Annotated in this window: 19 protein-coding genes; 7 read left to right on the top strand and 12 right to left on the bottom strand. The window is 60.6% G+C overall.

The features are described from left to right. Positions 1–15 precede the first annotated feature (15 nt). The 3 genes from P8K07_01030 to P8K07_01040 all read left to right on the top strand — a co-directional run bounded on the left by P8K07_01030 (position 16) and on the right by P8K07_01040 (position 6,601). Entirely contained in the window at positions 16–1,218 is a 1,203-nt protein-coding gene (locus tag P8K07_01030; GenBank protein ID MDG1957103.1) for an MFS transporter, read from the top strand. A gap of 69 nt (positions 1,219–1,287) precedes the next feature. After that, positions 1,288–3,567 carry a DNA polymerase II gene (locus P8K07_01035; GenBank protein ID MDG1957104.1) on the top strand — a complete coding sequence of 760 codons (2,280 nt, stop codon included), beginning with the start codon at positions 1,288–1,290 and terminating at the stop codon, positions 3,565–3,567. A 40-nt stretch (positions 3,568–3,607) separates the two neighbouring features. Further along, complete coding sequence (locus tag P8K07_01040) at positions 3,608–6,601, top strand: PEP/pyruvate-binding domain-containing protein (GenBank protein MDG1957105.1); 2,994 nt, start codon at positions 3,608–3,610, stop codon at positions 6,599–6,601. Here the strand turns inward: P8K07_01040 and P8K07_01045 are convergent. The 7 genes from P8K07_01045 to egtB all read right to left on the bottom strand — a co-directional run bounded on the left by P8K07_01045 (position 6,578) and on the right by egtB (position 16,192). After that, a complete protein-coding gene (locus tag P8K07_01045) occupies positions 6,578–7,624 on the bottom strand; it encodes a serine hydrolase (GenBank protein MDG1957106.1) in 1,047 nt (348 codons plus the stop codon). The two genes, P8K07_01040 and P8K07_01045, sit on opposite strands and share 24 nt — an antisense overlap. Next, a complete protein-coding gene (locus P8K07_01050; protein MDG1957107.1) occupies positions 7,621–9,675 on the bottom strand; it encodes an Npt1/Npt2 family nucleotide transporter in 2,055 nt (684 codons plus the stop codon). Before P8K07_01050 ends, P8K07_01045 begins: the two co-directional genes overlap by 4 nt. Positions 9,676–9,801: 126 nt before the next feature. Next, entirely contained in the window at positions 9,802–10,761 is a 960-nt protein-coding gene (locus P8K07_01055) for an alpha-L-glutamate ligase-like protein (protein MDG1957108.1), read from the bottom strand. After that, a complete protein-coding gene (locus P8K07_01060) occupies positions 10,758–12,287 on the bottom strand; it encodes an inactive transglutaminase family protein (GenBank protein MDG1957109.1) in 1,530 nt (509 codons plus the stop codon). Before P8K07_01060 ends, P8K07_01055 begins: the two co-directional genes overlap by 4 nt. Beyond that, complete coding sequence (locus P8K07_01065; protein MDG1957110.1) at positions 12,284–12,853, bottom strand: ATP-dependent zinc protease; 570 nt, start codon at positions 12,851–12,853, stop codon at positions 12,284–12,286. The genes P8K07_01060 and P8K07_01065 overlap by 4 nt, the downstream gene beginning before the upstream one ends. Positions 12,854–12,918: 65 nt before the next feature. Next, entirely contained in the window at positions 12,919–13,917 is a 999-nt protein-coding gene (locus P8K07_01070) for a hypothetical protein (GenBank protein ID MDG1957111.1), read from the bottom strand. Then, positions 13,910–16,192, bottom strand: a complete 2,283-nt coding sequence (egtB, locus tag P8K07_01075; protein MDG1957112.1) for an ergothioneine biosynthesis protein EgtB — start codon at positions 16,190–16,192, stop codon at positions 13,910–13,912. Before egtB ends, P8K07_01070 begins: the two co-directional genes overlap by 8 nt. Before the next feature lie 107 nt (positions 16,193–16,299). On the opposite strand from egtB, the gene ligA reads away from it, so the two are divergent. Continuing rightward, on the top strand, positions 16,300–18,303 hold the full coding sequence (gene ligA, locus P8K07_01080; protein ID MDG1957113.1) for an NAD-dependent DNA ligase LigA: 2,004 nt from the start codon (positions 16,300–16,302) through the stop codon (positions 18,301–18,303). Between the two features lie 22 nt (positions 18,304–18,325). On the opposite strand, the gene P8K07_01085 is transcribed toward ligA, so the two are convergent. Beyond that, positions 18,326–18,772: an Hsp20/alpha crystallin family protein gene (locus P8K07_01085; protein MDG1957114.1), complete on the bottom strand. Its 447-nt coding sequence runs from the start codon at positions 18,770–18,772 to the stop codon at positions 18,326–18,328. Between the two features lie 140 nt (positions 18,773–18,912). Here P8K07_01085 and P8K07_01090 point away from each other — a divergent pair, with 140 nt between their 5' ends. Both P8K07_01090 and P8K07_01095 read left to right on the top strand, forming a co-directional pair. Continuing rightward, a complete protein-coding gene (locus P8K07_01090; GenBank protein MDG1957115.1) occupies positions 18,913–19,470 on the top strand; it encodes a thioredoxin family protein in 558 nt (185 codons plus the stop codon). 1 nt (position 19,471) lies between these two features. Next, the gene (locus tag P8K07_01095) at positions 19,472–20,614 is read left to right on the top strand and encodes an alanine--glyoxylate aminotransferase family protein (protein ID MDG1957116.1); all 1,143 of its coding nucleotides are present in this window, start codon (positions 19,472–19,474) and stop codon (positions 20,612–20,614) included. Here P8K07_01095 and P8K07_01100 read toward each other — a convergent pair. Genes P8K07_01100 through P8K07_01110 form a run of 3 tightly spaced genes read right to left on the bottom strand, consistent with a single transcriptional unit; the run spans position 20,586 to position 22,988 of the window. Beyond that, positions 20,586–21,530 carry a class I SAM-dependent methyltransferase gene (locus tag P8K07_01100; GenBank protein ID MDG1957117.1) on the bottom strand — a complete coding sequence of 315 codons (945 nt, stop codon included), beginning with the start codon at positions 21,528–21,530 and terminating at the stop codon, positions 20,586–20,588. The genes P8K07_01095 and P8K07_01100 overlap by 29 nt on opposite strands. A gap of 12 nt (positions 21,531–21,542) precedes the next feature. Next, positions 21,543–22,640, bottom strand: coding sequence for a geranylgeranyl reductase family protein (locus tag P8K07_01105; protein ID MDG1957118.1), 1,098 nt, complete (start codon positions 22,638–22,640; stop codon positions 21,543–21,545). Continuing rightward, positions 22,641–22,988: a hypothetical protein gene (locus tag P8K07_01110; GenBank protein MDG1957119.1), complete on the bottom strand. Its 348-nt coding sequence runs from the start codon at positions 22,986–22,988 to the stop codon at positions 22,641–22,643. 126 nt (positions 22,989–23,114) lie between these two features. Between P8K07_01110 and ettA the strand changes: the two genes are divergently transcribed. Beyond that, on the top strand, positions 23,115–24,791 hold the full coding sequence (gene ettA / locus P8K07_01115; GenBank protein MDG1957120.1) for an energy-dependent translational throttle protein EttA: 1,677 nt from the start codon (positions 23,115–23,117) through the stop codon (positions 24,789–24,791). 3 nt (positions 24,792–24,794) lie between these two features. On the opposite strand, the gene P8K07_01120 is transcribed toward ettA, so the two are convergent. Beyond that, a complete protein-coding gene (locus tag P8K07_01120) occupies positions 24,795–26,012 on the bottom strand; it encodes a M6 family metalloprotease domain-containing protein (GenBank protein MDG1957121.1) in 1,218 nt (405 codons plus the stop codon). Positions 26,013–26,022 lie beyond the last annotated feature (10 nt).

Genomic DNA, 26,022 nt, shown 5'->3' on the forward strand with positions numbered 1-26,022 from the left:
TTAAGGTGATGTGGAATGACAGGCGAAACGCGCAGGGCTTTCCGCCTGCTTTTTCCCTGCCTGGTGAGCACGGGCATGGGGCAGGCGATGTTGTTTGCAATCCTGCCACCGGCCGCTCGCGAGATCGGTCTGTCCTCGATGCAAGTCTCGACGATTTTCGTCGTGTCCGCTGTCTTCTGGGCATTCACCAGCCCGGGCTGGGGTCGTTTGAGCGATCGCGTGGGGCGCCGCCGGGTGATCCTGATCGGTTTGCTCGGATACGGACTTTCGATGATTTTGCTGGCGGGCGTGATCGGCGCCACTCTGGAGGGCGCTCTGACCGCAGCTGTTGCCTGGCCGGCGATGATCGCGGCTCGATGCGTTTTTGGTGCGATCGGATCGGCGTCACCACCGGCGGCACAGGCATTCGTCGCGGATCGAACCGGCCCCGAGGATCGCGCGGCTGGGGTCGCCTTGATCAATGCCGCTTTTGGCGTCGGCCAGACCCTGGGGCCTGCGGTCGGTGCCGCGCTGGCTATTTTTGGTCTGCTCGCGCCAATCTATTTCTCGGCATTCTTGTCGGTGATCAGTGCCCTGGTGATTTATTTCTGGCTTCCGGATTCGGAACCCCGAGCGGCCCGCGGAGATCTTCCCCGAGCCAAACTCGCCTTCCTTGACCGCCGGATTCGACCGTTTTTTCTCTTGCAGATCTTCATGCAAGCCGTCCGTGCGGTAACGATGATTACGTTGGCCTTCTTTCTTCAGGATCAACTGAATTTGTCTTCGGAGGAAACCGGTCAGGCAGCCGGCATCGGTTTCATGGTGCTTGCGCTTGCGGGTCTCGTCTCTCAGCTGATCTTGGTGCAGCGCTTCCGTCCGGCACCTGCACGTATGATTCGAGGGGGGCTTGGATCGGCCGCGATCGGCTTCGGAATCCTTTGGGCGGGCGCAACGTTTTGGGTTTATCTCGGGGGGCTGGCCTTTTTGGGGCTGGGTCTCGGACTGGTCCGCCCGGGGAATGCCGCGGCATCCTCTCTGGCCGTATCCGCGGACGAGCAGGGTGCGGTGGCCGGTTTACTCAATGCCGTGGGGGTGACCGGCAATATTATCGGGCCTTTGCTGGGGGGGTATCTCTACACTCTAAGTCCCTCCGGGCCGATCTTTTTGAACTTCTGCCTGATGGTCGTGGGCTCCCTCTATGCATGGATACACCCCCGAATTCGCGAGATTCCGAGATAGAACCATCGGGACGCTTGATCTTCACTCCTTCCCGGACCAATTTTGACGTCCGTGCCGACCGGAATCATATTGCAACCCAGCTATCGCCTTCGCGGCGGGGTACCGGTGGTGCGGCTATTTGGGCGTCTGGACGGTGGCGGCCCCTTTTTGATCGAAGACGATCGCTTTCGGCCTTATTTTTTTCTCCGCTCACGCGACCTCGAGAAGCTCAAACGGCGCGACGGCCTGACAATTGAGGTTGGCCGTCTTGTCGACCTGGAAGGACAGAAGGTTGCACGCATCGGATTTGAGGATCCCGCGGAGCTGCCCCGATGGCGGCAACGCCTGGCGAAGGTCGGCGCGCACCCGTTGGAAGGCGATCTCCGCTTTCCCTACCGCTATCTGATCGATCATGGCCTGCGCGCGGGGATTCGCATCGAGGAAGAGCCTGTCGCAGCCGAACGTGGTCTGGCGTATTTCCACAACCCGACACTGCATCCGGCGCGGGCGGACCCAGCCTTGGTCTCGCTCTCGTTGGATATTGAAACGACTCCGGATGCCGGACAGATTCTCTCCTTTGCGCTGGTCGGGGCGGATATCGACGAGGTGCATATCGTCGCGGACAAAAGGGTGCATCGGGCACGTCGCGTGGCCGATGAAAAATCACTTCTGCAAAGCCTCGGCGAACGCGTTCGCGCGATCGACCCGGATATCTTGTTGGGCTGGAACGTCGTCGATTTCGACCTTCGGGTACTGGCGCGTCGTGCCGAAGCGCTTGGTGTTCGCCTGGAATTGGGTCGAGTCCCCGGCGAAATGGTCTTCCAACAGGACCCCAATTTCACCCGGCAGGGCCGCGTGGATATATCCGGGCGCGTGGTTCTCGATGGCATCGGCCTTGTCCGCGAGGCGCTTCGGTTGCCGGATTATCGTCTCGATACGGTCGCAAATGCGGTTTTGGGCCGGGGGAAGCTGATCGATCATGAGGTTGCGGATGCAGGGGCAGAGATTCATCGCCTCTACCGCGAAGACCCCAAGGCTCTGGCCGCCTACAACCGCGAAGATGCGCGCTTGGTCGTCGAGATTCTCGAGAAGGAAGGTCTGCTGGATCTTGCGGTGGAGCGCAGCCAACTCTGTGGCATGCCATTGGATCGAGTGAGTGCGAGTGTGGCGTCGTTTGATCGCCTCTACCTCCCCGAACTGCGACGTCGTGGCTTCGTGGCCCCCAGCGTTCGCAGGAACGCACCGGTGGGCAAAGTCGCCGGAGGCGCTGTTCTGGATTCGCTGCCAGGCCTCTACTCGCACGTGGCGGTCTTCGACTTCAAGAGTCTCTATCCCAGCCTGATGCGAACTTTTGGCCTGGATCCTCTCGGTTTTGCCTGCGCGGGGGACGGCGCTCTGGAGGCACCGAACGGGGCGCGCTTCTCTCGTGACGCGGCTATTCTTCCCGACCTGCTCGATGACCTGGCGGCCAGCCGCAAACAAGCGCAAGATCGCGGGGACGGGCACGGCGACCAAGCCATCAAGGTTCTGATGAACTCCCTTTTCGGGGTTCTGGCGTCTCCGGGGTGCCGATTCGCTGACCCGGAGATCGCGAATGCGATCACGGGCTTTGGTCAGCAAACTCTGCGGTGGACGCAGGAAGTCTTCGAGGCTCTCGAGGTGAAGGTCCTCTACGGCGATACAGACTCGGTCTTCGTCAAGCTGAGTCCGGCGCCAGGGGAATCGCCCGCGGCGCTCGCGGAAGAGTTGAGGGGGACGGTCGAGGAGCAGATTTCGCAGCGAGTTCGAGACCAATACGGGGTCGAACCTCGGCTCGTTCTGGAATTGGAATACGTGCTTGAAAAATTTTTCCTCCCGCGTGTCCGTGGTGGCCAGGCCGGGAGCAAGAAGCGCTACGCTGGCTGGCGTGAGGACAAGCTTCTTCTCGTTGGTCTCGAGGCGGTCCGGCGAGATTGGCCCGAGCTCTCAAGGCGCCTGCAGCGTGGCCTGCTGGAGCGGCTGTTCCGCGAAGAGCCCGTATTGCCCTGGCTCAAGGATCTGGTGGCGGAGGTTCGATCGGGTGCTCTGGACCAGGAGTGTGTCTATACGAAGCGCCTGCGGAAGGGGGACCTTTCCCGCTACATCAAAGGGATTCCGCCGCATGTGCAGGCGGCGCGCAAAGCCGGAAAGGACGCCGGAAACGTCATCCGTTACGTGATCACGGCTCGCGGACCCGAGCCGGTTCTGCGGGGACGGCCCTTCCCGCGCGATATCGATCGCAACCACGCCCTCGAGAAATTAATGCGGCCGATTGCCGATGCGATCCTGCCCGAGATTCGGACGACTTTCGACGAGGCGCTTGGCCGACCGGTGCAGTTGCAGCTTCTTTAGCTTGCACGAAGGGTTTGGGGTCGATACCCGCGAGGATGTGATGCGTTCTCTCGCGACTCTCTTCGTATATGGTGCCCTTCTTCTGTCGGCCTTGCCGGCTGCGGCTGCGGAGCCACCAACAGATGCCGATCGGAAAACCTGGATTGCGGAGATGAAGACCGCGCCGCGCGGTCCCTTCGCGCGTATTCGATGGTTTTGCGCCGACGGAACTGTACGGGCGGCCAATCAAGGCTGTCGCGGGCATGGTGGTGGGGTACAGCATGGCGAGTGGAGCAAGCGCACGCGCGCCCTGCGCGAGCAGGGCTTTCTGGTGGCCAACCTGATGGTGGAGATTGATCCCGAGACGGTCGCGGGGCCTGAGGGGCGAGCGATCCTGGAGCAAATTCTTCTCGAACGTTTTCTCGTCGAAGCTGATGACGGATGGATCCTGCGAGCCGCGCGCTCCTATCGGGGTGCGCTGCAAGCCGAGGACGAGGAGGCCGGGACCTTCCGGATTCTTCAGGCGATGCTCGCCGATCCGGAGTGGCATCGCCCGGTAAATTTCTTTGTTCTGCGGGAAGCCGCTCGCTACCTTCCACGGACGCCACAGGAGAACGATATTTCGGCATCCGATGTGCGGAACTCGGCCTCCTGGATCGCGCGCAAGGATCCGGGGTTTCGGGAACTTCGCGTCAAGATTCACGGCCAACCCGACGCCGAAGATGCGGCGCGGGTGCGAGCCTATGCCCAGGCAAGTGGCAAGGCGAGCGTCGGCACGGGATATGCGATTCTGGCGAAAAAGATCGATCGACTGTATCGCGGGACCGAGGCTGCCTCCGATGTCGAGGCGCTCGCGCTTCTTTTGCCGGAAGGTGATTTTCGTGCCGGTTTGGTGAGAGACGCCAGATCACTGGCATCTGCTCCGGACCCCGAGCTTCGCCTTGCTCTGACAAGCCGATTGCTTACTCGTCTCCGCCTGCGCGCGCAGGAGTTTCGTTCGCCGGAGCTCGGACTGCCTTTTCTGGATGCAAGTCTCTCGCTTGAGGGAGCGACCTACGCGGCTGGCAATGAGCTGCTTCGTCGCGTCCCGTTTGCGACGCGCCGGCAGCGTCTGAAGTGGCTGAAAGAGGAGGTCGGTTCACTTTTCGGGACGGGCCTGCTCTCTGTGCGACAGTCGGCAGCCTTGCAGGAAAGTTTGCGCGAGATCCAGCGCCGGCCGGATCTCGAGACCTATCGAAGGGAAATTCGCTACCTCGCCCGTGCACCGGAATGGGCGGCGCGGCGTTTGCGTTTTGAAATGTCGGCGGCCGTCGAGAAATTTCGGCGCCTCGACCCGCTTGCGGATTTGTATTGGCAGGATCGACTGCGGGGTAGCCCGTTTCTTTTCTATTCGGCGATCGTGGACAGCCTCGCGGTAGATGCCGGGCGGCTCGCAGGAATTACCCATCAGTTTTTTGGCGAGAATATTGGCTCGGGCCTGCGCGGGCTCAACCCGGGGCTGGCACGCGGCGTCCTGCGGTCCGGCACCGGTTTGGCTGTCGAGGATTTTTCGCCTTCAGATATTTACCTACTGCCCGAGACGACCGCGGAACTGCCGCCGGTTGCCGGGATTCTCACCGAGGGGGAGGGGAGCTCGCTGTCCCATATCCAGTTGCTTGCACGTAACCTGGGGATTCCGAACGTGGTGGTCGCCGAGGGCATGGCCGAGCGATTGCGCGCCTATGAGGGCAAACGGATCGTCGTTGCGGTCAGCCCCGGAGGCGTGGTCGAAATTGCCCTCGATAATCCCGGCTGGGATACGGTGTTTGCCGCAGAGAACTCTTCGAGCAACGCCAAGATGCCCTTGATCGTGCCGGATCGAGAGAAGTTGCAACTCGACGAGACGGAGTTGGTGACGCTCGATGAGATTCGAGGTCGCGATTCGGGTAGAATCGCGGGGCCCAAAAGTGCCAATCTGGGCGAACTGCGGCGCTACTTCGAGACTGCTGTTCCGCAGGGCGTGGTGGTTCCCTTTGGCGTTTTCAAAGAGTTCCTAGAGCAGCCCATCGAGCCCGGAGGCCCCGCCGCCTTCGTGTGGCTGAAGCGCCAATACGATGTTCTCGGCTATTTGCAGGACGCCCCGGCGCTGGCAGCCGAAACACGAACTCAACTTCTGGAGCGAATCCGAGGGTTCATCGAAACGGCGCCCCTGCCGGTGGACTTCCCCCAGGAGTTGCGGCAAACGCTGCGTGCGACGTTTGGGTCGGACGGGACATATGGAGTCTTTGTTCGAAGCGACACGAATGTCGAAGATCTCCCCGGGTTCACGGGGGCCGGGTTGAATCGCACGGTACCGAACGTGGTCGGTTTTACGCGAATTCTCGAAGCGGTCCGCGCCGTGTGGGCCTCGCCGTTTTCCGAGAGGGCCTATCTATGGCGTCAGTCACATATGGAGGATCCCGAATGGGTGTTCCCGGCAGTGCTGATCCAGCGTGCCTTTCCCTCGGAGCGATCCGGAGTGATGGTCACCGCCGACGTGGAGAATGGACAGTCGGGTTATCTGACAATCGCGGTCAACGAGGGCATTGGTGGCGTGGTCGACGGGCAACCTGCCGAGCTTCTTTTGGTGCGTGCTTCCGATGGCAAAACCCGGCTCCTTGGCGAGGCGAGCCTGCGCGAGCGGCGTGAAATGGATCCGGCTGGAGGCTTGCGCCGCGTTCCCGCGCGTCGCGATGCCAAACTCCTCTCGGCTGACGATATTGCAAAGTTGATCGCCTTGGCGCAGGAGGCCAGCGACGACTTCCCGGCGCTGCGCGGTGTGAACGGGGAGCGTTTTCCGGCCGATATCGAATTCGGAATCGCGGGTGGTGAGGTCGCCCTCCTGCAGATTCGACCTTTCGTCGAAAGCCGAGCGGCCCGAGACAGTGCGGCACTCGCGACGATGGATGCGCGTCGGCAGAGCGGCAAGCAGAGAGTGAACCTCGATGCCGTGCCGGGTGGGCCAGGTCTCCTTCGCGCGATTCAACCCGATCGCGAGGATTCGGGTTCGGAATCAGCGCCGACTAGGGGTGGTTGAGCTCGGGGAGGATCGTGCCACCCAGCGGATCTCCTCTCCGGAAACTTCGGTATTCTGAACGAGTTCGTCGATGGCAACGACCAGGTCCAGCAGCCACTGATTTCCATCAGGGTGCTCGCAAAGTCCGACCAGGATAAAACTGCGTCCCCGATGCCGAATCAGTGCGCTATCGGCATGCCAATGAACCCAACTGCCGGACTTTCGATGGACGCGAGCCGAGTCGCCGACGCGTCGCATGCCAGCCACGAACTTATGATGGATCCCCGGATCATCGAGAATCTCGAGCATGGCTCCACTGGCGCTCTGGTCAATCAGAGTCCCCTGGTCGAGCATGAAGAAAAAGCGCGCCACCTGAAGTGGCGTCGCTGCATGACTCAGGTTCTCGAGCGGATCGCGACGCCATACGCCGCCGCTGCCATAGTTCTTGCCGGCCCAGAGGCCGCCGCCCCGCTCGGGGTCGTAGAACCGGTACTCGGGCGATTGGAGAAGTGCTGCGATATACGGTTTGCCGACGCGGTTCATGACCCAGGAGGCATCGGTGTTGGAGGAAAACCGAATCATGCGGTTGAGCCGCCCCATGATTTCTTCGGATGCCGGTAGTTCACCGGCGCGGATCTTTGCAAAGGCAGCGAAGAGCACCGCGATCTTGGGCAGGCTGGCCGCATAGATCATTTCGTTGGGGTTGACCGCAGCAAAGCGCGGGCGCGAGGGGTTGGTGACCTCAACCAGCGCGACGCCCAGTCGTTTGGCTGCGACATCCGGGCTGCGCCCGAGTTTCTCGAGGGTCTTTTCCAAAGCGGCCTGAAGGTCGGGGTCAGCGAAACTCTCCAGCGGCGCCTTGTCCTCGATCACCGGTTTCAGAATAAACGGCTCGGAGGGCCCCTTCGCGGTATGCCCGGGCTCGGCTCTGGTGAGCAAGGGGATCACCATGATCAGAGCAACGCACGTCAGGCGGAGGGTTGTGCTGCCTCGGACCCGGGACGGCTCCTTCCGTGGCTGACCGAAGTGGGAATGAAATCTCATTTTCCGGAATCCGTACCGGCCGGGCGGGTTGCTTGCGGTAAATACTCCGCCAGCGCCCGTCGGAGCTGTTCGGGAAGGACGTTCTCGAAATATTCGATGGCAGTCCCGCGCATCCTGCGATCGTCGGATAGCCAGCCCCGGAGCGCGATTGCGACGGCTTCCCGGTCGAGGACAAGAGCCAGAAGGTTGAAAAGGTGCTCCACTTTCGGGCCCGCTCTTTCGGCCAGATCGTCCTCGAAGAGACCTGCGCCGTCGGGCAGCCCACCCGGCGGGTTTTCGAGGTGGGTGTCTGAGGCCCTGTGGATCTCCGCAGCCGCCAGAGCGAATACCCGCGTAGGCGCTGGCGTGAGGCTCGGCTCGCGCTCGGTGAGTCGGGCCAGAGCCTGCCCGCATGCATAGCGGACTGGAAAAGGAGTGCCTTCGAGCGCCAGCAGCAGCGCGTTCGCGCTGCGAGCGCCGCCGAGGGATTCTATGAGCGAAGGCAGCTGGGTTCGGACCGCGTCGGGTTGTGTCGCGTCCATCAGTGCATCCGCTAGCTGACCATTGATTCGATCGCCGAGAGTTTCGAGGGCGGCCGCTGCTGTTTTCTTCAGTCGTTGATCTGCCAGGAGAGGTGTGATCAGCGATGCGACACGGGGGTCGATATTGGGCGCTGTCAGCGCGCGTCTTTGTTGCATCGGATCGTCGGAGATCAATGCCTGCATTGTCTCGATCAGATCTCCTAGCGGCGGCGAGTCTTCGGCCGATACAACTGCGGGGTACGTGTGCTCCGGGGGCTTATCGGCTGGCTTCGAGGGGTTCGGTTTGTTGGTCGCTTCTGCGAGCAACCCTCGTTTGAGGCTCTCGGTCAGCTGAACCACGTAGCCTCTTTTTAATCGAGCGATGACGGCAACGGAGATTGCGGCAACGAGGGCTGCGCTGGTGAGGACGATTTCCTGCGTGAGCAAGGGCGTGATTGCGAGAATCAGCAGGATGAGCCCACCGCCCACCAGATCTCCCGTTCGCTGCGCGACCACATCCACGATGGACTTGGCCGCTCGCTTTCGGTTCGGCGGGACGGGGGTGTAGGTCATCTCGATGCCCGAGCGAAAGAGGGAATTTGCCAGAATGACTTCGACTCCCTTGGCCGCAACAAGAGTTGGGAGGCGGGTAAACGCGGCGCCGAGCAGGCTTCCGGCCATCGCTGCGATCGGCAGGATGGACATTGTCGCACTCAGGCCGATGCGCCGCAGGGTCGTGTCGGCGAGAAGCCTTTGGAGAAAAAATGCGAGGACCGAAGTGCCCGTATAAAAAGCCGCGAAGAACGATACCAGAGAGTCTTCATCGAGGTAATGCTTCGCGGCCTCGGCTTTCATCGTATAGTCAAGTAATGCGGCGACGCCGGAGGCCAGCGCGACTGAGAGCGCGATCTGCTTCAGGTAGCTCGAGCGCCGAATGACGGCGAGTCCATGCAGCACACCAGCCCGTTGTCGATCGCCGATATCCGGACCGTTCATTCGGGAGAGGATCAACGCGCAAAGAGCGTGGAGCCCGGAGAGCATCAGGAACATGCCGGTTGGCCCGTCGAGTTCGGTAAGTCGATCCGCCAGAATGCCTCCGCACACGCCGCCGAATGTCGAGCCGGTCACGATTCGCGCGATTGCGATTTTTGCAGTGTGGGGGTCGAAAAGCTCGTTGATCAGCGACCAGAAGGCACTGATCACCAGGATGCCGAAGGAGGCCATATGCAAATAGAGCAGGACCGTGATCAGAGCAGGGGCTCGCTGATACAAGGCTGCGAATCCGAGAAAAATCACGGCCGACACGCTGAACAAGCCGGGGGCCGTCTTGCGCGGCCCGAAGCGGGAAAGAACGCTCGAGAGGATCAAGGCCCCGACAAAGGAGAGGAGCGCACCCGCGATCATCGCCTTGGGAAGCTCGGTGGCCGGGAAGTTTACGAGAAAAAGGCCGTCGCGCTCCGCCTTGCCTGCGATTTGCTGGGCAATCATGGCTGCCGAGGCCACCGTGGCTACGTTGATGCTGCGACGGGTCTCCTGGGGAAGGTCCTTCATCACGTCAGAGACAAGATTGGCATGTCCGCCGTGTCGGGGCCAATTGAACTGAGGGCACTGCCTCGGCTTTCCTGCGGGATCGAGATGTGAGCGGGGTGCCCAACGATCGCGTTGCGGGCATTCGACTCATGGGGCGGAAGGGGCGGCGGCGCGGAACGTTTCGCGGATGAACTCGATACGCTCATGGGGCGATCGGTCCTCGTTCTGTTTCTCGATGATGGCAAACCGGTGCGCCAGGCCCGCATCATTTGCGATCTGGATATTCAGGCCGGGACGGGCATTGAGTTCCAGGAGCAGGGGGCCAAGCGTTCGGTCGAGAACGATATCGACACCGAGGTAGCCCAGCCCGGTCATTTCGTAGCATCGCGCTGCGAGGAGCAGGAAGGCCTCCCAGTCGGGAATAGACAAGCCCGCCAGAACAACATCGGTATCCGGGTGAATCTCGGTCCGTTCATTTCCCCAGACGCCGTGCAGGGTTCGACCGGAGGCGAGATCGATTCCGGCACCGATCGCTCCCTGGTGGAGGTTTCCCTTGCCGTCAGATTGTTGGGTCGGTAACCGGACCATCGCCATGGCGGGATACCCCTTCAGCACGATGATGCGGACATCGGGTACGCCCCCGAAGCTGATGGCCTCGAAAAGAGCGTCGGGTTGAACGCGATGCTCGACCATCGCAACATCACTTTGGCCGCCCAGGCTGTACACCCCGCTCAGGATATTGCTGGCGTGGTACGCGAGATCCTCGAGGCCGACCCAGAAACCTTTTGCTCGTCGGAACCGATCGCCTCTGCGTGCCATGGCGATCAGAATGCCGTGTCCGCCCGCCCCGTGTGCGGGTTTCATCGCGAAGTCTTCGATGTCGCACAGAATTTCCGGCAAGTCGCGGGCCTCGCGTTCATTCGTGAAGGTGGCGAATAAAGGTGGCACAGGGATTCCATGTTCCTGCGCCAATTTCTTGGTCCTCAGTTTGTCGTCCACCAATGGATAGAGATGGCGAGGGTTGTAGCGCATGACGAAATCGCGGTTCCGCTGGTTGATGCCCATGACCCCGCGGCTGCGAAGTCGTCGGTGAATGTTGCCGATCATGGTCGCGGGTCCGCGATCGCACGGAAGCGCAACAATTCGTTCAGGCGATACCCACGATAGGAACCTGCGAGGAGCATCAAGGCCATGATGACGAGCAGGAGGCCGGGGAAGGTGAAGACGAGATGGGTGAGGAGGGCGTTGGCCATCACCAGGTAGACGAGGGCTGCGGTGAACAGACTACCCGCAGCGACGAGGATGGCGGGCCATGCGCCGCGCTCCTCCCACGCGATCGACATGCGCTCGATCGTCATGGTGACAATCACCATGGGGAATAGCGCGACGGACAGGCCGCTTTCGAGGTCAAGGCGATGGCTGAGAACACTGACGCCCGCCATGATCAGCACCACCACGGTCACGACAACGGCGAGGCGCGGCACCAGAAGCAGGTGGAGTTGTTCCAGGTAGGCTCGCACGATCATGCCGATGGCCAGAAGCAGACTGAAAAGGACGATGCCGGCAAAAAGCTGCGTCTCGCGGAAGGACAGGGCGATCAGCGCCGGCATGAAGGTGCCGAAAGTCTCAATTCCCACAAAGCTGCGCAGGAAGACGATCAAAAAAACGCCTACCGGAATCATCATCAGGACCCGGTAGAGATCCTGCGTCCGCAACGGCAATCCGAAGAGGGAGAACTCGAACCATGGCGACCCCGAAATACGACCCGCTTCATTTGCCAGGGTCAGCGAACTGGCGTCGCTTCCGGACACGCTGAAACTTACGGTGGGAGAGGAAGCACCTTGCAGAGTCAGTAGTTTGCCGGTGCCGGCCCACCAGACCAGAAAGTCTCCGGAGTCCGTTCGCCTCGATTCCGGAGGGTCGAAATAGATCCATTCTTCTCCATCGAAAGCACTCAAGAGGGTCTGCGGCATGGCATAGGAGCCTGTGCGCAAAGGCAGCACATGTACTTCCCGTGCGGGGATATTGGCCGAATTCAGAACCAGAACCGCTGTCTTGGTCAGATTTTCGACGCTACGGTCCGAGCCCCGAAGAAGCTGTGCATTCTGGTCGGCCTCATCGTTCAGTCGCTTCAAGGCAGCTGCCGTGAAAGTGGCGATATTTCCCGATCGCCCTCGAATCTGGTCGAGGAGAGCCTGGATGGCGACTGCCTCGGGCCCATCGAGGCGCGGTGCGGGAACCGAGGCTTCTTGCTGGACGCCATCTGTATCCGGACTTTGCCGATTGGTGACCACGAGGCGATAATAGAGCGCCTGTGGACCGCTGGCGCGACGAATCGACCAGATGCTCTCGCGTTGTCCGTCGTTTTTTTCGATCGTTACGCCGTAGTTCCGTGAAACGAAACTCTCACTCAGGTCGACGCGCTGGCCGTCGAGGTCCGGGGTCAGGAAGCGGGCGATCACCGGTCGTCCGGAGTCCGCCTTGAATTGAATCCGCGCCTCGACCGTCCAGAGGGTTTCGGTTTCATGTGGGAGGAGGGGCCAACCGAGGACCTTGTATTGGTAGAACGTCATCCCGAGACCTGTGGTCAGCAGAATGCTGACCAGAAGGAACAGGTGGAGATCTCTTCTCACGAGTCGTTCTGCGGTTGGATCGGCGAGGCGGGGTCGCAGTTGGGTGCGACGTCGCTGCCGATCGAGGGATCGACCACCGCATCAAAATCGACAATCCCCGAACGTCCCAGAAGCATCGGGAAAGCAAACCGGCTGCGGTCGGCCAGGTTGACCTCGATCTCCTTTGAGCGCCCGTCCAGGCAAGCGAGGATACGAACCACCGGGCGCCGCTCGTATTTTTTGCCGACGTTTTCTTCAGCAGCGCGATTCTTGATGCGTACCGAGCGGACGCGAGGACGCTCGAAGACCTTGTCGGTGTTGTTGGTCTTGTCGCGCACCCGAAAGCGCATCCAGGTCTTGCCCTCCCGTTTGAAAGTTTCGATGTCATGGGCGTCGATGGAAGAGGTCGTGGCGCCCGTATCGACGCGTGCTTCGAGGACGAGATTTTCGGGGAGCAATCGAATCTTTTCCGACCGACCAATCACGATCTTTGTCGGCATCGAGCTTGCCTCTGCGAGGGCAGTCGCGAGCACCGTGATCGCCAGGCTGACGAGGATTCTGTATGCCGTGGACTTTGAATCTTGCATCCGGGTTTCCTGATCGGGGCCGTTTCGGCCGTCGATGACAGGGAAACTACACAAATTCACCTCTTTTAGCGACGTCCGAAGCCGTGCCGCCCCTGCGGGATCTCCAAAGTCGGGGGAAACCTCCGGATTTCGCTTTTGGGCAACGGCGCGAGGTCGTTGGGGCCTTGGGGTGCGAGCAGACTGGCGAGTTCACGAGCCTGTTCGCGGCCGACCGAGACTTCGAACATTCCGCCCATATAAAAAGGCTTTTTTCGCGATTCACAGAAAGCGGCTGCGGTGAGGAGGTTCAGCACGCCGCCCATACGGGGGATTTTGAGATTTGCGGCAGCGGGATTGAGGTGATGCAGGGTGCTTTCCGGTGACTCGTCGGTCAATGCGGCATCGAGGCTGAATCGATCTGCCAGCGCGCCCGAGACCGGTTTGCCGCAGACTCCGGGATCTTCAAGCCAGGCCTCAAAAAGTATTTCAGCGGTTCTGCTTTGCTCGGCGGCGGTGCCGCGATGCTTGAAGTCCAGAACCTCGATGATGCCGAGGGCCGATAGCGAAGCCAGTGTCCTGGCAGGCCATGCCGGATCGAAATCGAGCTTCACGCCGATCTCCGGCGCCTCCTCCTGATGAGCGTGGAGTTCCGACAGCGGGTCGGCTGTGGCTCCAAACGAGCGAACGTAGCGGATTTCTGCGTAAGCGGTTTCGCAAAGCTCTGCGAGATTGGTCGAAGCTTGTTGCAGGGCAAGGTCAATTGCTGCCGACTCGATTGCGGCGCGGCCGTAGGCCTCAAGGGGGCTCCGGGCCAACTCCGCAGCGAAAGTCCCGAGCGAGGATCCCTCTTTCCAATGGTGATTCTCGACCCAGGACCGAAAACGCTCATGGTCGGGTCGAGTCCACGCCACGTTCTCGCCAGATCCCGTCCCTCCATCGCCGAACAACTCGATGGTAGAGGAGGGTCTGGGCTCGCCGGGGTAGGAAGGAAGCGTCACCGCTTTGAGGTGAACGTCGGCCTTTTCGAGATGGAGCGGTAGCTCGACGAGACGTTGCCGCAGCAGCGCTGCGCGGGTCTCAGACATCGGCTGCGAGTCGCAAGCCCGCGAAGATCTGACGCCGTTCCGGCAGATCCCAGTTGCGGAAGCTGTTGCGAGCCGCAACCGGACGGGTCGCCCACGAGCCCCCGCGCAAGACCCGATAACCCTGATCGAAATGCACAGCCGAGTATCGTTCGTAGGGGAAGGCGCGGAACCCGGGGTAGGGCAGGAATTCACTGCTGGTCCATTCCCAGACTCCGCCAAGCATTTGCTCACAACCAAAGAAGCTGCGGCCTTCAGGGAACGTGCCGTTGGGTAATGGATGCGGACCGTATTGGCCGAGATCCGCGAGTTCAGGGCTCGGCGGCAATTGTCCCCAGGGATACGTGCGTGGCTCGCCGGTCTCGAGGTCGGCCGAGGCGGCGACTTCCCACTCGAACTCCGTGGGGAGACGTTTCCCGACAAATCGGGCGTAAGCTTCCGCTTCAAAATACGAGATATGAATTACAGGTTCGCAGGGCGCCAGAGGACGTTCATGCCCCATCGCGGTGGTGAACCACTCTCCGCCGATCTGGCGCCAACCCAGCGGCGCCCGGATCCGGGATGCTTCTCGCCATTCAACTCCGGCCGATGACCAGAACTGAGGATTTTCGTAACCTCCTGCTTCGAGAAATCCCAGATACTCCGCGTTGCTGGTGGGAGCTAGCGCGATGGCAAAACCCTCGATCTCGCGTCTATGGGCGGGTTTCTCGTTGTCGTAGGCAAAACCCTCCGTCGAGGCGCCAACGCGATACGACCCTCCGGGAACCAGGGTCATGCCGGAATGCCCGGGCGTGGCTTTCTGAGCAACGCTTTGGCGGGCCGGATGGGGCGTGCTCTGCCAGGCGAGATCGTTCATCAGGCCGATGCTCTGGAGCATGGTTTCCTGATGCTGGGCCTCGTGCTGCGCCAGCATTTCGAGGACGAGTCCGTTCTCGAGGAGTTCCTCTTGATGATTCGTGGTCGGCCGGGCAAGCTTTTGCTCGGACGCCGCGCGAACTTGTCGCAGGGATTCCCATGCTCCTGTCGCGGTGGGAAGGTCCAGAGCGAGGCGTTCCGAACGGGGGTGGGCGGTTGCCTCGAACAGGTGGTCGGCCTGCGCGCGGGATGGGTCCCGCAGCACGCCGGTCGCCGCGTCAATCCACTGCTCCTCGAAATTGGCAATATGCCCCAGGTCCCAAACCATGGGGCTCATCAGGGGGCTGTGTTGCGATTCGAGCAGCGCATCGGGCAGGTTGGTCAGGATGCGTTCGGTCGCCTCTCGAGATTCCTGCCATTGGCGAAGGGCCATATCGCCGCGTGGCTGCGGTGGGGTCACCTTTCTTGCGAGGAGGAGAGCAAATTGCGCCTGTCGGTCCGTAAAGGTCGCGACACTCTCAAATCCGTACCCCTCGAGTCTCTGCAGCATCGAATCGACGTGGAATTTTCGGCTGATCTCGGTGCGGATCGATTCACCTGCCGCAATCGAGAACTCCTGTCCGATGCTCGGCAGGTGAATGCGGGTGGCTTTCGGGAAGCGTGCGCTGATTTCGATCTGCTCTTCCCGCGGGTTCCAACGGGCAATATGCTCGATCTCGTCGACCTCGAGGTTGGTCCCGAGTTCCCGATTCATGCGGTGGAAAAGATTGCGCGTGAAATCGGCCGTGACGCCGGCCGCGTCGTCGTAGGCGGCCTCGAGGATATCGGCTTCCTTGACCAGGTCGATGCCGAGAAGAAAGCAGTCTCCGGGATAAAGGTTCTGGTCCAGCATTTGAAAGAAGGCCTTGAGCTGGGGTTCGGCCAGGTTGCCGATCGAGCTGCCGAGGAAAGCCACCGTTGCTGGCGAGAATTTGCGAAATTTCGGGAATGAGGCTTCGTAGGTTCCCGCAAGCGTTTCCAGCTCCAGACCGGGGAAAAGAGGCCGGAGAGTGCTGGCGGCACCGTCGAGAGCCTCCCGACAAATATCGACCGCTACGTAGGCGGCCTCGGGATGCTCGGACCATGCCTCCAGCAAATGACGGGTTTTTGTCGAAGTGCCCGAGCCTAATTCAATCAGGGTTGTCGATCCGGCTGCGGCGCGGATCTCGGCGGCGTGCGCACGCAGTATCTCGTCTTCCGCCCGGGTGAGGTAATATTCGGGGACCCGAGTGATGGCATCGAAAAGTTGCGAGCCGCGGTCGTCATAGAGATACCGACAGGGCAGGGTGCGCGGGAGACTCGCCAGGCCGCATGCGACGGCGAAGGCAAAAGCCTCACTCTCGGGTAACCTCTTGAGGGCCTGTGCTGTTGCGGTGGTAGCCATGGAAAAAAGGGGCACTTTGTACCGCAGGGAAATTTAACGGACTGAATCGACGGTGCAAATTGCCCCCCGGAGTTGACGAGGGGTAGGGTCTCGTACACCTCTAGGGAGTGACTTTGGCGGAAGCGACAAAACGGGTGGAGAGGCTGCGTGCCTCAGTCGAGTACCATACCCACCAGTACTACGCGCTCGATGAGCCCGAGATCAGTGATGCTGAATTCGATACGCTCTTTCGGGAATTAAAGGCTCTCGAAGAGAAATACCCGGCCCTCCGCAGTCCCGAATCCCCGACGCAACGGGTAGGTGGGACCGTGCAGGAGCGGTTTCGCAAGGTGACCCACCCGCAGCCAATGCTGAGTCTGGGCAACGCGTTCTCGGCCGAAGATCTTGTCGCCTGGCAGGCGCGATTCGAGAAACGACTCCCGGCCGGTACGCCTGTGGCGTTTGTCGCCGAGCCGAAGATCGATGGACTGACTGTGGTTCTCCACTATGAAAAGGGAAAGTTTGTCCTCGGGGCCACTCGCGGGAACGGTCTGGTCGGCGAGGATATTACGGAAAATCTCAGAACGGTGCGAGAATTGCCGCTGCGACTCCGCGGAAAACATCTTCCCGAACGGCTCGTTGTCCGAGGCGAAGTGTATATGGCGGTCGACGATTTCGCGCAATTTAACGAACGCCAGGCTGCCCTCGGCGAGAAGGTCTATGCGAACCCGCGTAATTTTGCCGCAGGCTCTCTCCGGCAACTGGATTCGACAATTACCGCAGCAAGGCCCCTGAAGTTATGGGCCTATCAAATCGTCGTCACCGAGGGGCTGACGGTCGAGTCGCAGGGCGCGGCGCTGGAGCGGTTGCGCGAGTTCGGTTTTCCGGTCTCCGAGGAAAACCGGATCCTCGGGTCGATCGAAGCTGTGGCCGAGCGATGCGAATCGTTTGGCGAAGAGCGCGGGAGTCTCGCGTTCGAAACGGACGGATTGGTCGTGAAGCTCGATTCCTTTGCCCTGCAGGAAAGGCTCGGTGCGGTCGGTAACGCGCCTCGCTGGGCGATTGCCTACAAATATCCTTCCGAAGAGGTCGTCACCGAACTTCTGGGCATTGGCGTGAATGTCGGCCGGACCGGCGTCCTCAAGCCCTGGGCGGATCTAAAGCCATGCGAGATTGGCGGCGTGACGGTGAGTAGCGCCACCCTGCATAATGAGGATTATATTCGGGATCGCGATATTCGGGTAGGCGACCGTGTTGCGGTCAAACGGGCAGGTGAAGTCATCCCTCAGGTGCTGCGTGCTCTGCCGGAATTGCGCGAATACGATTTGCCGGTTTTTCATCTTCCCAAAAATTGTCCGGCTTGCGGTGAGCGGGCGATCCGAGTCGAGGACGAAGTCGATGTGTATTGCGTGAATGCGACCTGTCCGGCGCAGTTGGTCCGACTGGTTGAATATTTTGTTTCACGGACGGCAATGGATATCGAAGGTTTCGGGATTCGTCAGGCGGAGCTGCTGACCGAAAAAGGGCTCCTTGCGGATGTCGCGGATATTTACGCCCTCGAGGCCTCGGACCTGGAGTCGCTCGAGGGCTACAAGCAGCGGCGCGTCACCAACCTTCTCGGCGCGATCGAGGCCTCTCGGCAGCAACCGCTTCCCCGGCTGGTGACGGCCTTGGGCATTCGTGGTGTGGGCCGCGTCGTGGCTGAAACTCTCGTGGAGCATTTCCCCTCGATCGACAAACTCCTCGAGGCCGATAGCGAGTCCCTCGAGGCTGTCGACGGGATCGGCCCGATTCTGGCGCATAATCTCGTTGACTGGTTTGCGACCGCTCATAATCGAAAGGTAGTGGAAAAGTTGCGTTCCGCCGGTGTTGCCTTGTCGGCGGCTCTGGTCCAGGCGAGCAGCGAGACCCTGCTTGGATCGACGTTTGTCATCACCGGGACATTGCCCCAATTGAGCAGGGAGCAAGCGGCGTCCTTGATCCGATCGCATGGCGGCAAGGTCACGGCAGCCGTGAGTGGAAGCACCACTTATCTGGTCGCCGGCGAGTCAGCCGGGAGCAAGCTGGCGAAGGCCGAAAAACTGGAAGTACCGATTCTCGACGAGGAGGGGCTCAGGAAATTGATTTCCTGAGCCCCGAATTCGCCGGAAGGGTTCAGGCTGCCGAGATGGAAATCCTCTGCGGTTTGTCAGCCTCGGCCCGCGGTAGTGTCACCTGCAGGACGCCGTTGTTGTATTGCGCATCGACGGAGCCGGATTCTACGCGGAAGGGCAACCGGACCCGCCTTTTGAAGACACCGTGGCCACGCTCCTGATGGCGCCAGGTCGTTCCTTCGGGCAGCTCGTCTGCTTGTCGGGCGCCACTGAGAGTCAGGACATCATCGTCGATCGAAAGGTCGATTTCCTCGGCGGCTACACCCGGAATTTCGGCGCGCACCACGGTCACGTCTTCGGCCGAAGTCACATCGAGGCGGGGATAGTTCGAGCCGTAGGAATCGTTCGATTCCTGAAAGGCTTTTTCCATGCGGGCCTGCAGGCGCGCTGCTTCATTCCAAGCGTTTTGCGTGGGTCGTGCGGTAAATTCTCTGGCGAAAGTTCTCATTGTTTTTTCTCCTCGTTCTGTATTTTTTTATCCTCTGCGGACAGCCGGAAGATAAGTCCGATCGAAAGCTTGTCAACATCTTGTTTTGAAATTTGGCGCTCCTTTTGCGAGCAGCTTTTCGGGCAGCTATGGCCGAAGGCATGGCACTCCTCGAATCTCAGGCAATCGCAATCGGCAGCACATGTCCCGACTTCGATCTTCCCTCGGTGGACGGACGACGTTTTCGGCGGGACGACTTTCGAGAGAAAAAAGCTCTCGTGGTCATGTTCATCTGCCGGCATTGCCCGTACGTGATCGCCGTCGAGGATCGAATCGTCGAACTCCGTCGTGAATTCGCCATGTCGGGGGTTCAATTTGTCGGCATCTGCTCGAACGACGCAAATGATTATCCCGATGACGCACCCGATAGGTTGGCGGCACGCGCACGCGAGATGGACTACGGGTTTCCCTACCTCGTGGATGAAAGCCAGGCAGTCGCTCGCCGCTTCGATGCGGTCTGCACGCCGGATATCTATGTCTATGATGAGGAGCGAAAGCTGGCTTACCATGGTCGGATTGATGACTCGTGGCAGGATGCCGAGCTGGTGACCCGACGCGAGCTTCAGGAGGCTCTCGTCGCTATCGTGGACGGAGCCCAACCAGCAGCCGATCAATCGCCTTCGATGGGATGTTCGATCAAGTGGAAGAAAGAGATTTGAAATGAAAGAGCTTCACTCGTTTGCACCGCCGAAACGTATTTTGATGGGACCTGGTCCTTCCGATGTGAGTCCTCGCGTTCTGGCTGCCATGGCACAACCAACGATTGGTCATCTGGATCCCGCATTTGTCCGCATGATGGACGAACTGAAGGACCTGCTCCGGGCCACCTATCGCACCGAGAACAGTATGACATTGCCGATCTCCGGTCCTGGTTCGATCGGGATGGAGACATGCTTCGCCAATTTGATTGAGCCCGGAGACACGGTGGTGGTTTGTCAAAATGGAGTCTTCGGCGGTCGAATGAAGGAAAACGTCGTGCGTATGGGCGGCGTGCCGGTAATGGTGGAGAACGAATGGGGCCGGGCCGTGAGCGCCGAAGATCTGGAGGCCGCGTTGATCGGGCACCCCGAGGCGTCGGTGGTTGCGTTCGTGCACGCAGAGACCTCGACCGGTGCACTCTCGGATGCCGAGACCCTGGCGGCCCTCGCTCGGAGGCACGGGTGCTTGACGATCATGGACGCAGTGACCTCGCTCGGTGGGGTGCCCGTGGAAATTGATGGTTGGGAAATTGACGCTGTCTATTCCGGGACGCAAAAATGCCTCTCGGTACCCCCGGGGTTGTCTCCGGTGAGTTTCTCGGAGAAGGCCATGGATCGGCTGCGGGCACGAAAGACGCCCGTGCAAAGCTGGTTCGGGGACCTCTCTCTTCTGGACGGATATTGGGCGGCGGGCGCCAAGCGTTCTTACCACCATACGGCTCCTGTGAACGCTCTCTACGGATTGCACGAGGGCTTATTGGCTCTGCAAGAGGAGGGGCTCGAGGCCGCATGGGCACGACATCGGGAAAATCACGAAGCGCTTCGCGTCGGGCTCGAGGGCATTGGTATCGATTTTGTGGTGCCGGTCGACGAGCGCTTGCCCCAGCTGAACGCCGTTTCGATTCCGGATGGCGTTCCCGATGCGGATGTTCGGGGCTTGCTGCTCGAAGAGTTCAATCTGGAGATCGGTGCAGGTCTCGGAGCACTTGCAGGGAAGGTCTGGCGGATTGGCTTGATGGGGACCTCATCGACGGCGGGTCATGTGGAACTATGTGTGAAAAGTCTTTCGGCGGCCCTCAGTCGGCTGTCGGCGGCCCGGGCCTGATAGGCAGCGCGGGGAAATCCGCGTAGATCGCTGCGCGGTTCCGGGGGGATCGATCGGTCTCGCCCGATCTTCGAGTCAGCGTCTGATGAAGGAAGATGCTCCCTTCCTCGAACGCGACTGCGGATGCTGCCAGGTAAACTAACCAGGTCCGGTAAGTTTTGACTCCGACGCAAGCAATGGCCTGGCTCTCCGAGGCCTGTAGGCGTGCGGTCCAACTGGCGCACGTTCGTGCGTAATGGGCGCGCAAGTTCTCGACGTCGAGAATTTCAAAGTGTGCGTTTTCCATTGCCTGCGTCAAATGGGAAATATGTGTGAGGTCGCCGTTGGGAAAAACATGCTCGAGGAGGAAATCCCATTGGGGGGTTTTCTCCCAATGTCGGAGCCGCGTGATCCCGTGATTGAGAAAAAGGCCGCCCGGCGCGAGGAGTTGATGGACTCGCTGGAAATAGGCAGGGAAATTTTTGCGGCCGATATGCTCGATGATTCCGATGGCGGCGATCTTGTTGAAATTTTCGTCCAGATCGAGGGATCGATAGTCGCGGAACTCGACGCGGCAGATTTTTTCGAGGGACTCCTCGCAAATGCGCTGCTGGGCGAACGAGGCCTGCTGTTCCGAGAGGGTCACCCCGAGCACTTCGACGCCGCGGCTGCGGGCAGCGTATCGCGCGAGGCTACCCCAGCCGCAGCCGATATCGAGGAGTCGATCTCCGGGCTTCAGGTCCAGCTTGCGACAGACCAGCTCGAGTTTGTCGGTTTGTGCCTGCGCCAGGTCGACCGTGTCGTTGCGGTACCACGCGCACGTATAGACCATCTCGGGGTCGAGAAAGAGGGCGTAGAATTCATTGGAAAGGTCGTAGTGGTGCGCAATGGCGCGCCGGCTATCCTCGTGCGGTTTGCGGATCTTGTCAGCAGGCATCTTGCGGCCCTCCTAGCCCATCCCGAAAGCGCCTTCGAAAACCATCTTGCGCCGCAGGAGGGGTTGTTGACAGATCGTGCGTCCGATCCTGTCGAGAAAGGGTCGCGGCAAATGACCGATGATATTGCCGATGCGACCGGGCTCACCGGCTCCGAAGTTTTGATCCAGATGGCTGGGATATCGCTCGATGGTCCCGGCCAGAATCATGCTCGCCGCGATGCGGCCGCTGATGATGGCGGGGCCAATTCCTTCGCCGCTGAATGCCCGAGCAAGGCCTGCGGCATCGCCGACGAGGAGCCAGTCCTTGCCGGAGGGGCGCCTTGGACCGCGCAGGCGGACGGCGTAGGCGTGTCCACGGAAGGGTTCGAGTTCGATATCGGCTGGTAATCGCTCCTCGGCGCGAAGGCGTTCGAGCAAGGTTGTACAGCGCTGGTTCAAAGCACGACCGGCATCGATGCAGCCGAGTCCGATGTTGAGAAACGGACCTTTGCGGAAGACCCACCCGTAACCGTTGAGGTCGTCCTCGAGGATCAGTTCCGGGATGCCGGCTTTTGCCGGGACCCGGGCGAGGGTGGCCTCATCCAGGCGCGTTTCGCTCTCACGGGCCATGACAACAGCCTCGTCCTTGTCGATCGCGCCGAGTTGTCGCGCCACGGGACAGCTGTGGCCCCCGGCACCGACGACTACCGGCGCACTTGCCTGTGTGTCACCGATCGAAATGAGCCACGTTTCCTCCGCTCGGCTCAAAGTCTGAACCCGGGTATTGGTCCGGATCGCAGCTCCGGCGGTGGCCGCTCGTTGCAGGAGGTAATGGTCAAATTCGGAGCGGATGATGCCATAGCTGGCGGTATGGTCCCAGCGCGTTTCCTGCACCTGTCCGTCCAACTCCAATCGTGCTCGGGAGAATGGCTGCAGGGTGCCGGGATAGTCCTTGCCGGGAATCCCGAGAGACTCCCAGACCTGAGCTGTGACCCAACCCGCGCAGAGCTTCACTCGGGGGAAAGTGGCGCTGTCGAGAAGCAGAACACGGGCACCCTCTGTGGCCAGCGTTTCTGCTGCTGTGGCTCCGGCAGGTCCGCCTCCCACAATGATGATATCGTAGCGCTCCAATCAGATTCTCCTCAGGAGCCACCATAATTGGAGCTTTTCCCACCACGCAAAGGCCATTCCCTCCAATTGGTTCGCGATGCGAAGGCATGCCAGAAGGTCGCCCTCGATATCAATGCGTTGCTCGACAAAGGCTGTGGCCAGCCTTCCGGTATCGCCGCTGGCAAGAGCCTGACGGAAGGTCTCGGGGTCTCGAATCACAATACAGAAGGAGCCATCGGGTTGGCCGACCTCTCCGCAGGATCCGTCCCAGAGCCGATACCGGAGTCCGGGTCGGCATTCATGGAAGATGCGTTCCATTACCTGATGGATGGCTTCCTGCTGCCGCCTGCCTTCCACCACGCGCCCCATGAGACTCTCCCTTCGTTCTGGTAGACAGCGGAAGCAGGACCCTCACGGTCCGCAATCCGCTCCTGATTCGACGGGAGTGTATATCGGGACCGAAATTCGAACAATCGAAGCTGGGAGACAAAGCCTGTGGCGCAAAATTTCATATACACGATGCAAAACCTCAAGAAGGTGACGCCTCAGGGGAAAACGATCGTGGACGGAGTTTCCCTTTCGTTCTTTCACGGCGCCAAGATCGGTGTGTTGGGTCTTAACGGTTCGGGCAAGAGCACCGTCCTGCGCATCATGGCGGGCCTCGATGACGAATTTATCGGCGAGGCGAAGCCGGCCGAAGGTACCCGCATCGGATTTCTCCCTCAGGAACCGGAACTCGATCCCACGCGAACCGTTCGCGAGATTGTGGACGAAGGCGTTGCCGAGACGCGAGCGCTGCTGCAGAGATTTGAAGAGATCTCGATGGCCTTCGGCGAGGTTTCGGACGACGACGAGATGCAGAAGCTGCTCGACGAACAGGCCAAGGTGCAGGATCAGATCGACGCGGCCGGCGCGTGGGAATTGGATTCCCGCGTGGAAATGGCCATGGAGGCTCTGCGGTGTCCGGACGGAGACGTTTCCTGCGAACATCTCTCCGGTGGCGAGAAACGCCGGGTCGCTCTCTGTCGGCTCCTCCTGCAGGCGCCCGATATGCTCTTGCTCGATGAGCCGACCAACCACCTCGACGCCGAATCCGTCGCGTGGCTCGAACGGTTTCTCTCCGAGTATACAGGCACCGTCGTGGCCGTGACTCATGATCGCTACTTTCTGGATAATTGTGCTGGTTGGATTCTCGAACTGGATCGAGGTCGCGGGATTCCCTGGGAGGGGAACTACTCGTCGTGGCTCGAACAGAAGCAAAACCGTCTCGCCACCGAAGAAAAGCAGGCGAGCTCGCGGCGCCAGACGCTGGCGCGCGAGCTGGAATGGGTCCGGATGGCCCCCAAGGCACGTCAGGCAAAGAGCAAGGCGCGCATTGCGGCCTACGAGAAGTTGGCGGCAGATGACGGTCTGGCTCGCGAGCAAAAGGGCGAGATCTACATTCCGGTCTCCCAGCGCCTGGGCAATCAGGTGATTGAAGTTCGCGATCTGAACAAGGGGTTTGGCGACCGCCAGCTGATGGAAGGCCTTTCCTTCTCGCTCCCCCCTGGCGGGATCGTTGGCGTGATCGGTCCTAACGGGGCTGGAAAGTCCACGCTCTTTCGGATGCTCACGGGTCTCGACCAACCAGACAGCGGCAGCCTCGAGGTTGGCGATAGCGTCCAGCTTTCGTACGTCGATCAGTCGCGGGATGCGCTCGATCCGAGCAAGAATGTCTGGGAGGAGATTTCCGAGGGTGCGGATCGAATCCTGGTCGGCAGTCGGGAGATGGCTTCTCGGGCCTATGTCGGTCAGTTCAATTTCAAGGGCCAGGACCAGCAAAAGAAAGTCGGCCAACTTTCGGGCGGCGAGCGCAACCGCGTTCATCTTGCGAAATTGGTCCGAAGCGGTGGCAACGTGCTGCTTCTCGATGAACCGACGAATGACCTCGATGTCGAGACCCTTCGTTCTCTCGAAGAGGCTCTGCTCGATTTCGCAGGTTGTGCCGTGGTGATCAGCCACGATCGCTGGTTTTTGGATCGAATCGCGACTCATATTCTCGCCTTTGAGGGCGATAGTCAGGTGGAATGGTTCGAGGGGAATTACGAGCAATATGAAGCCGATCGCAAGCGTCGCCTGGGGGCGGCTGCGGATCAGCCTCAACGAATCAAATATCGCCCTTTGACACGTTGAAGGCTAGGGTGCTGCCTTCGGTGTGATCGATTCTGCCGGCAGCGAGGCTCCGGGTTCGACGAACTCGATATCAAACCTCATCATCGCTCCCGAAGGCGAAATGTTTCGGATCGCGAATCGGCCAGGTGTGCCGTCGTAGCTTCCGGTGTGAGGGAGAGTGTCAGGGCCTGGGCCATCGACCCGATCGGCCCAGGGGTCGCCGGCGTCGCCGCGGTTGCCACCGTTTTTGTGACCGAGGTCCAGATGTGAAGGCCAGGAGTCGGCTGTCAGGAGATCAACCCGTTTATGGGTCGGGATATCCTGGGAGCGCCGAAAACTCGTGCGACGTTCGTCAATATGCCAGATCAGCAGGCCTTCCCCGCGGAGAGAGCGATCGAAACCGATTTTTTGGCGATTTTCGATGAGGAAATATTCGCGCGGATACTCCGGCCCGCGTGCGAAGATCTGCACGACCTTGCCGCTGGTCTCGACGGCGGGGAGTTCGATGCGTTGGCTCGTTTCCACGATCTGGGGATCGACCCAGCCCGACATCAGCTTGGAATAGGCCGAAGGGTGCGGCGGCGCCTTGCCCATGCCCACCCACGTCCCCTGGCCCATCAGGCCCCAGACACCGATGCCCTCGTGAGGCTTGTTGGGCGCATAGAGTTCCGGCCAGCCAAGGATATGGCCAACTTCATGGCAGAGGACACCGAATGGGTCGAGTCGTGCGAGGGGATGCTCACCGACGACGACTCCGTGGGGGATTCGTTGCCCGTCGGGAAGCCGATAGTTCAGCGAGCTTACGGCATTGGACCAGGGCAGTTTGCCCCGGAACTGGAGGTTCATATCGGTTTCCGCGGCTGGTCCCGCAAAAAACAGAATCACGAGGTCCGGCGCGAACGCCTCGAGTTTCGCCTTCTCGCCTGCCGGCGCGCGGCGAGTGGCCAATTGCAAAGTGTCCCGGAGCATCCCCGTAGGATTGCCGACGTAGCTGGCGCGGGGCTTTTCGAGGGCGTAGATCCTCTGGCTGACCTCGGCCTCGAGCTTCAGCCTTCCGCGGGAGGTTTCGTCGAGGTATTGTCCGAGGCGGTCGATCAAGCCGGTTTCTTCGGGATTGGTGAAGCGCCTGCGTTTGCCTGTCGGTGCGACTTTGGGGAAGGAAGCCCGCAGGACGACGGCTTTCAGCACTTTCGCCGGGCCGGGTTCGGGCACCGGTGGGCTGGTTTCGGGTGGGGCCTTCATGCACCCCAGC

The sequence above is a fragment of the Candidatus Binatia bacterium genome, assembly GCA_029248525.1.
In the GTDB taxonomy this organism is placed as follows: Bacteria; Desulfobacterota; Binatia; order UBA12015; family UBA12015; genus UBA12015.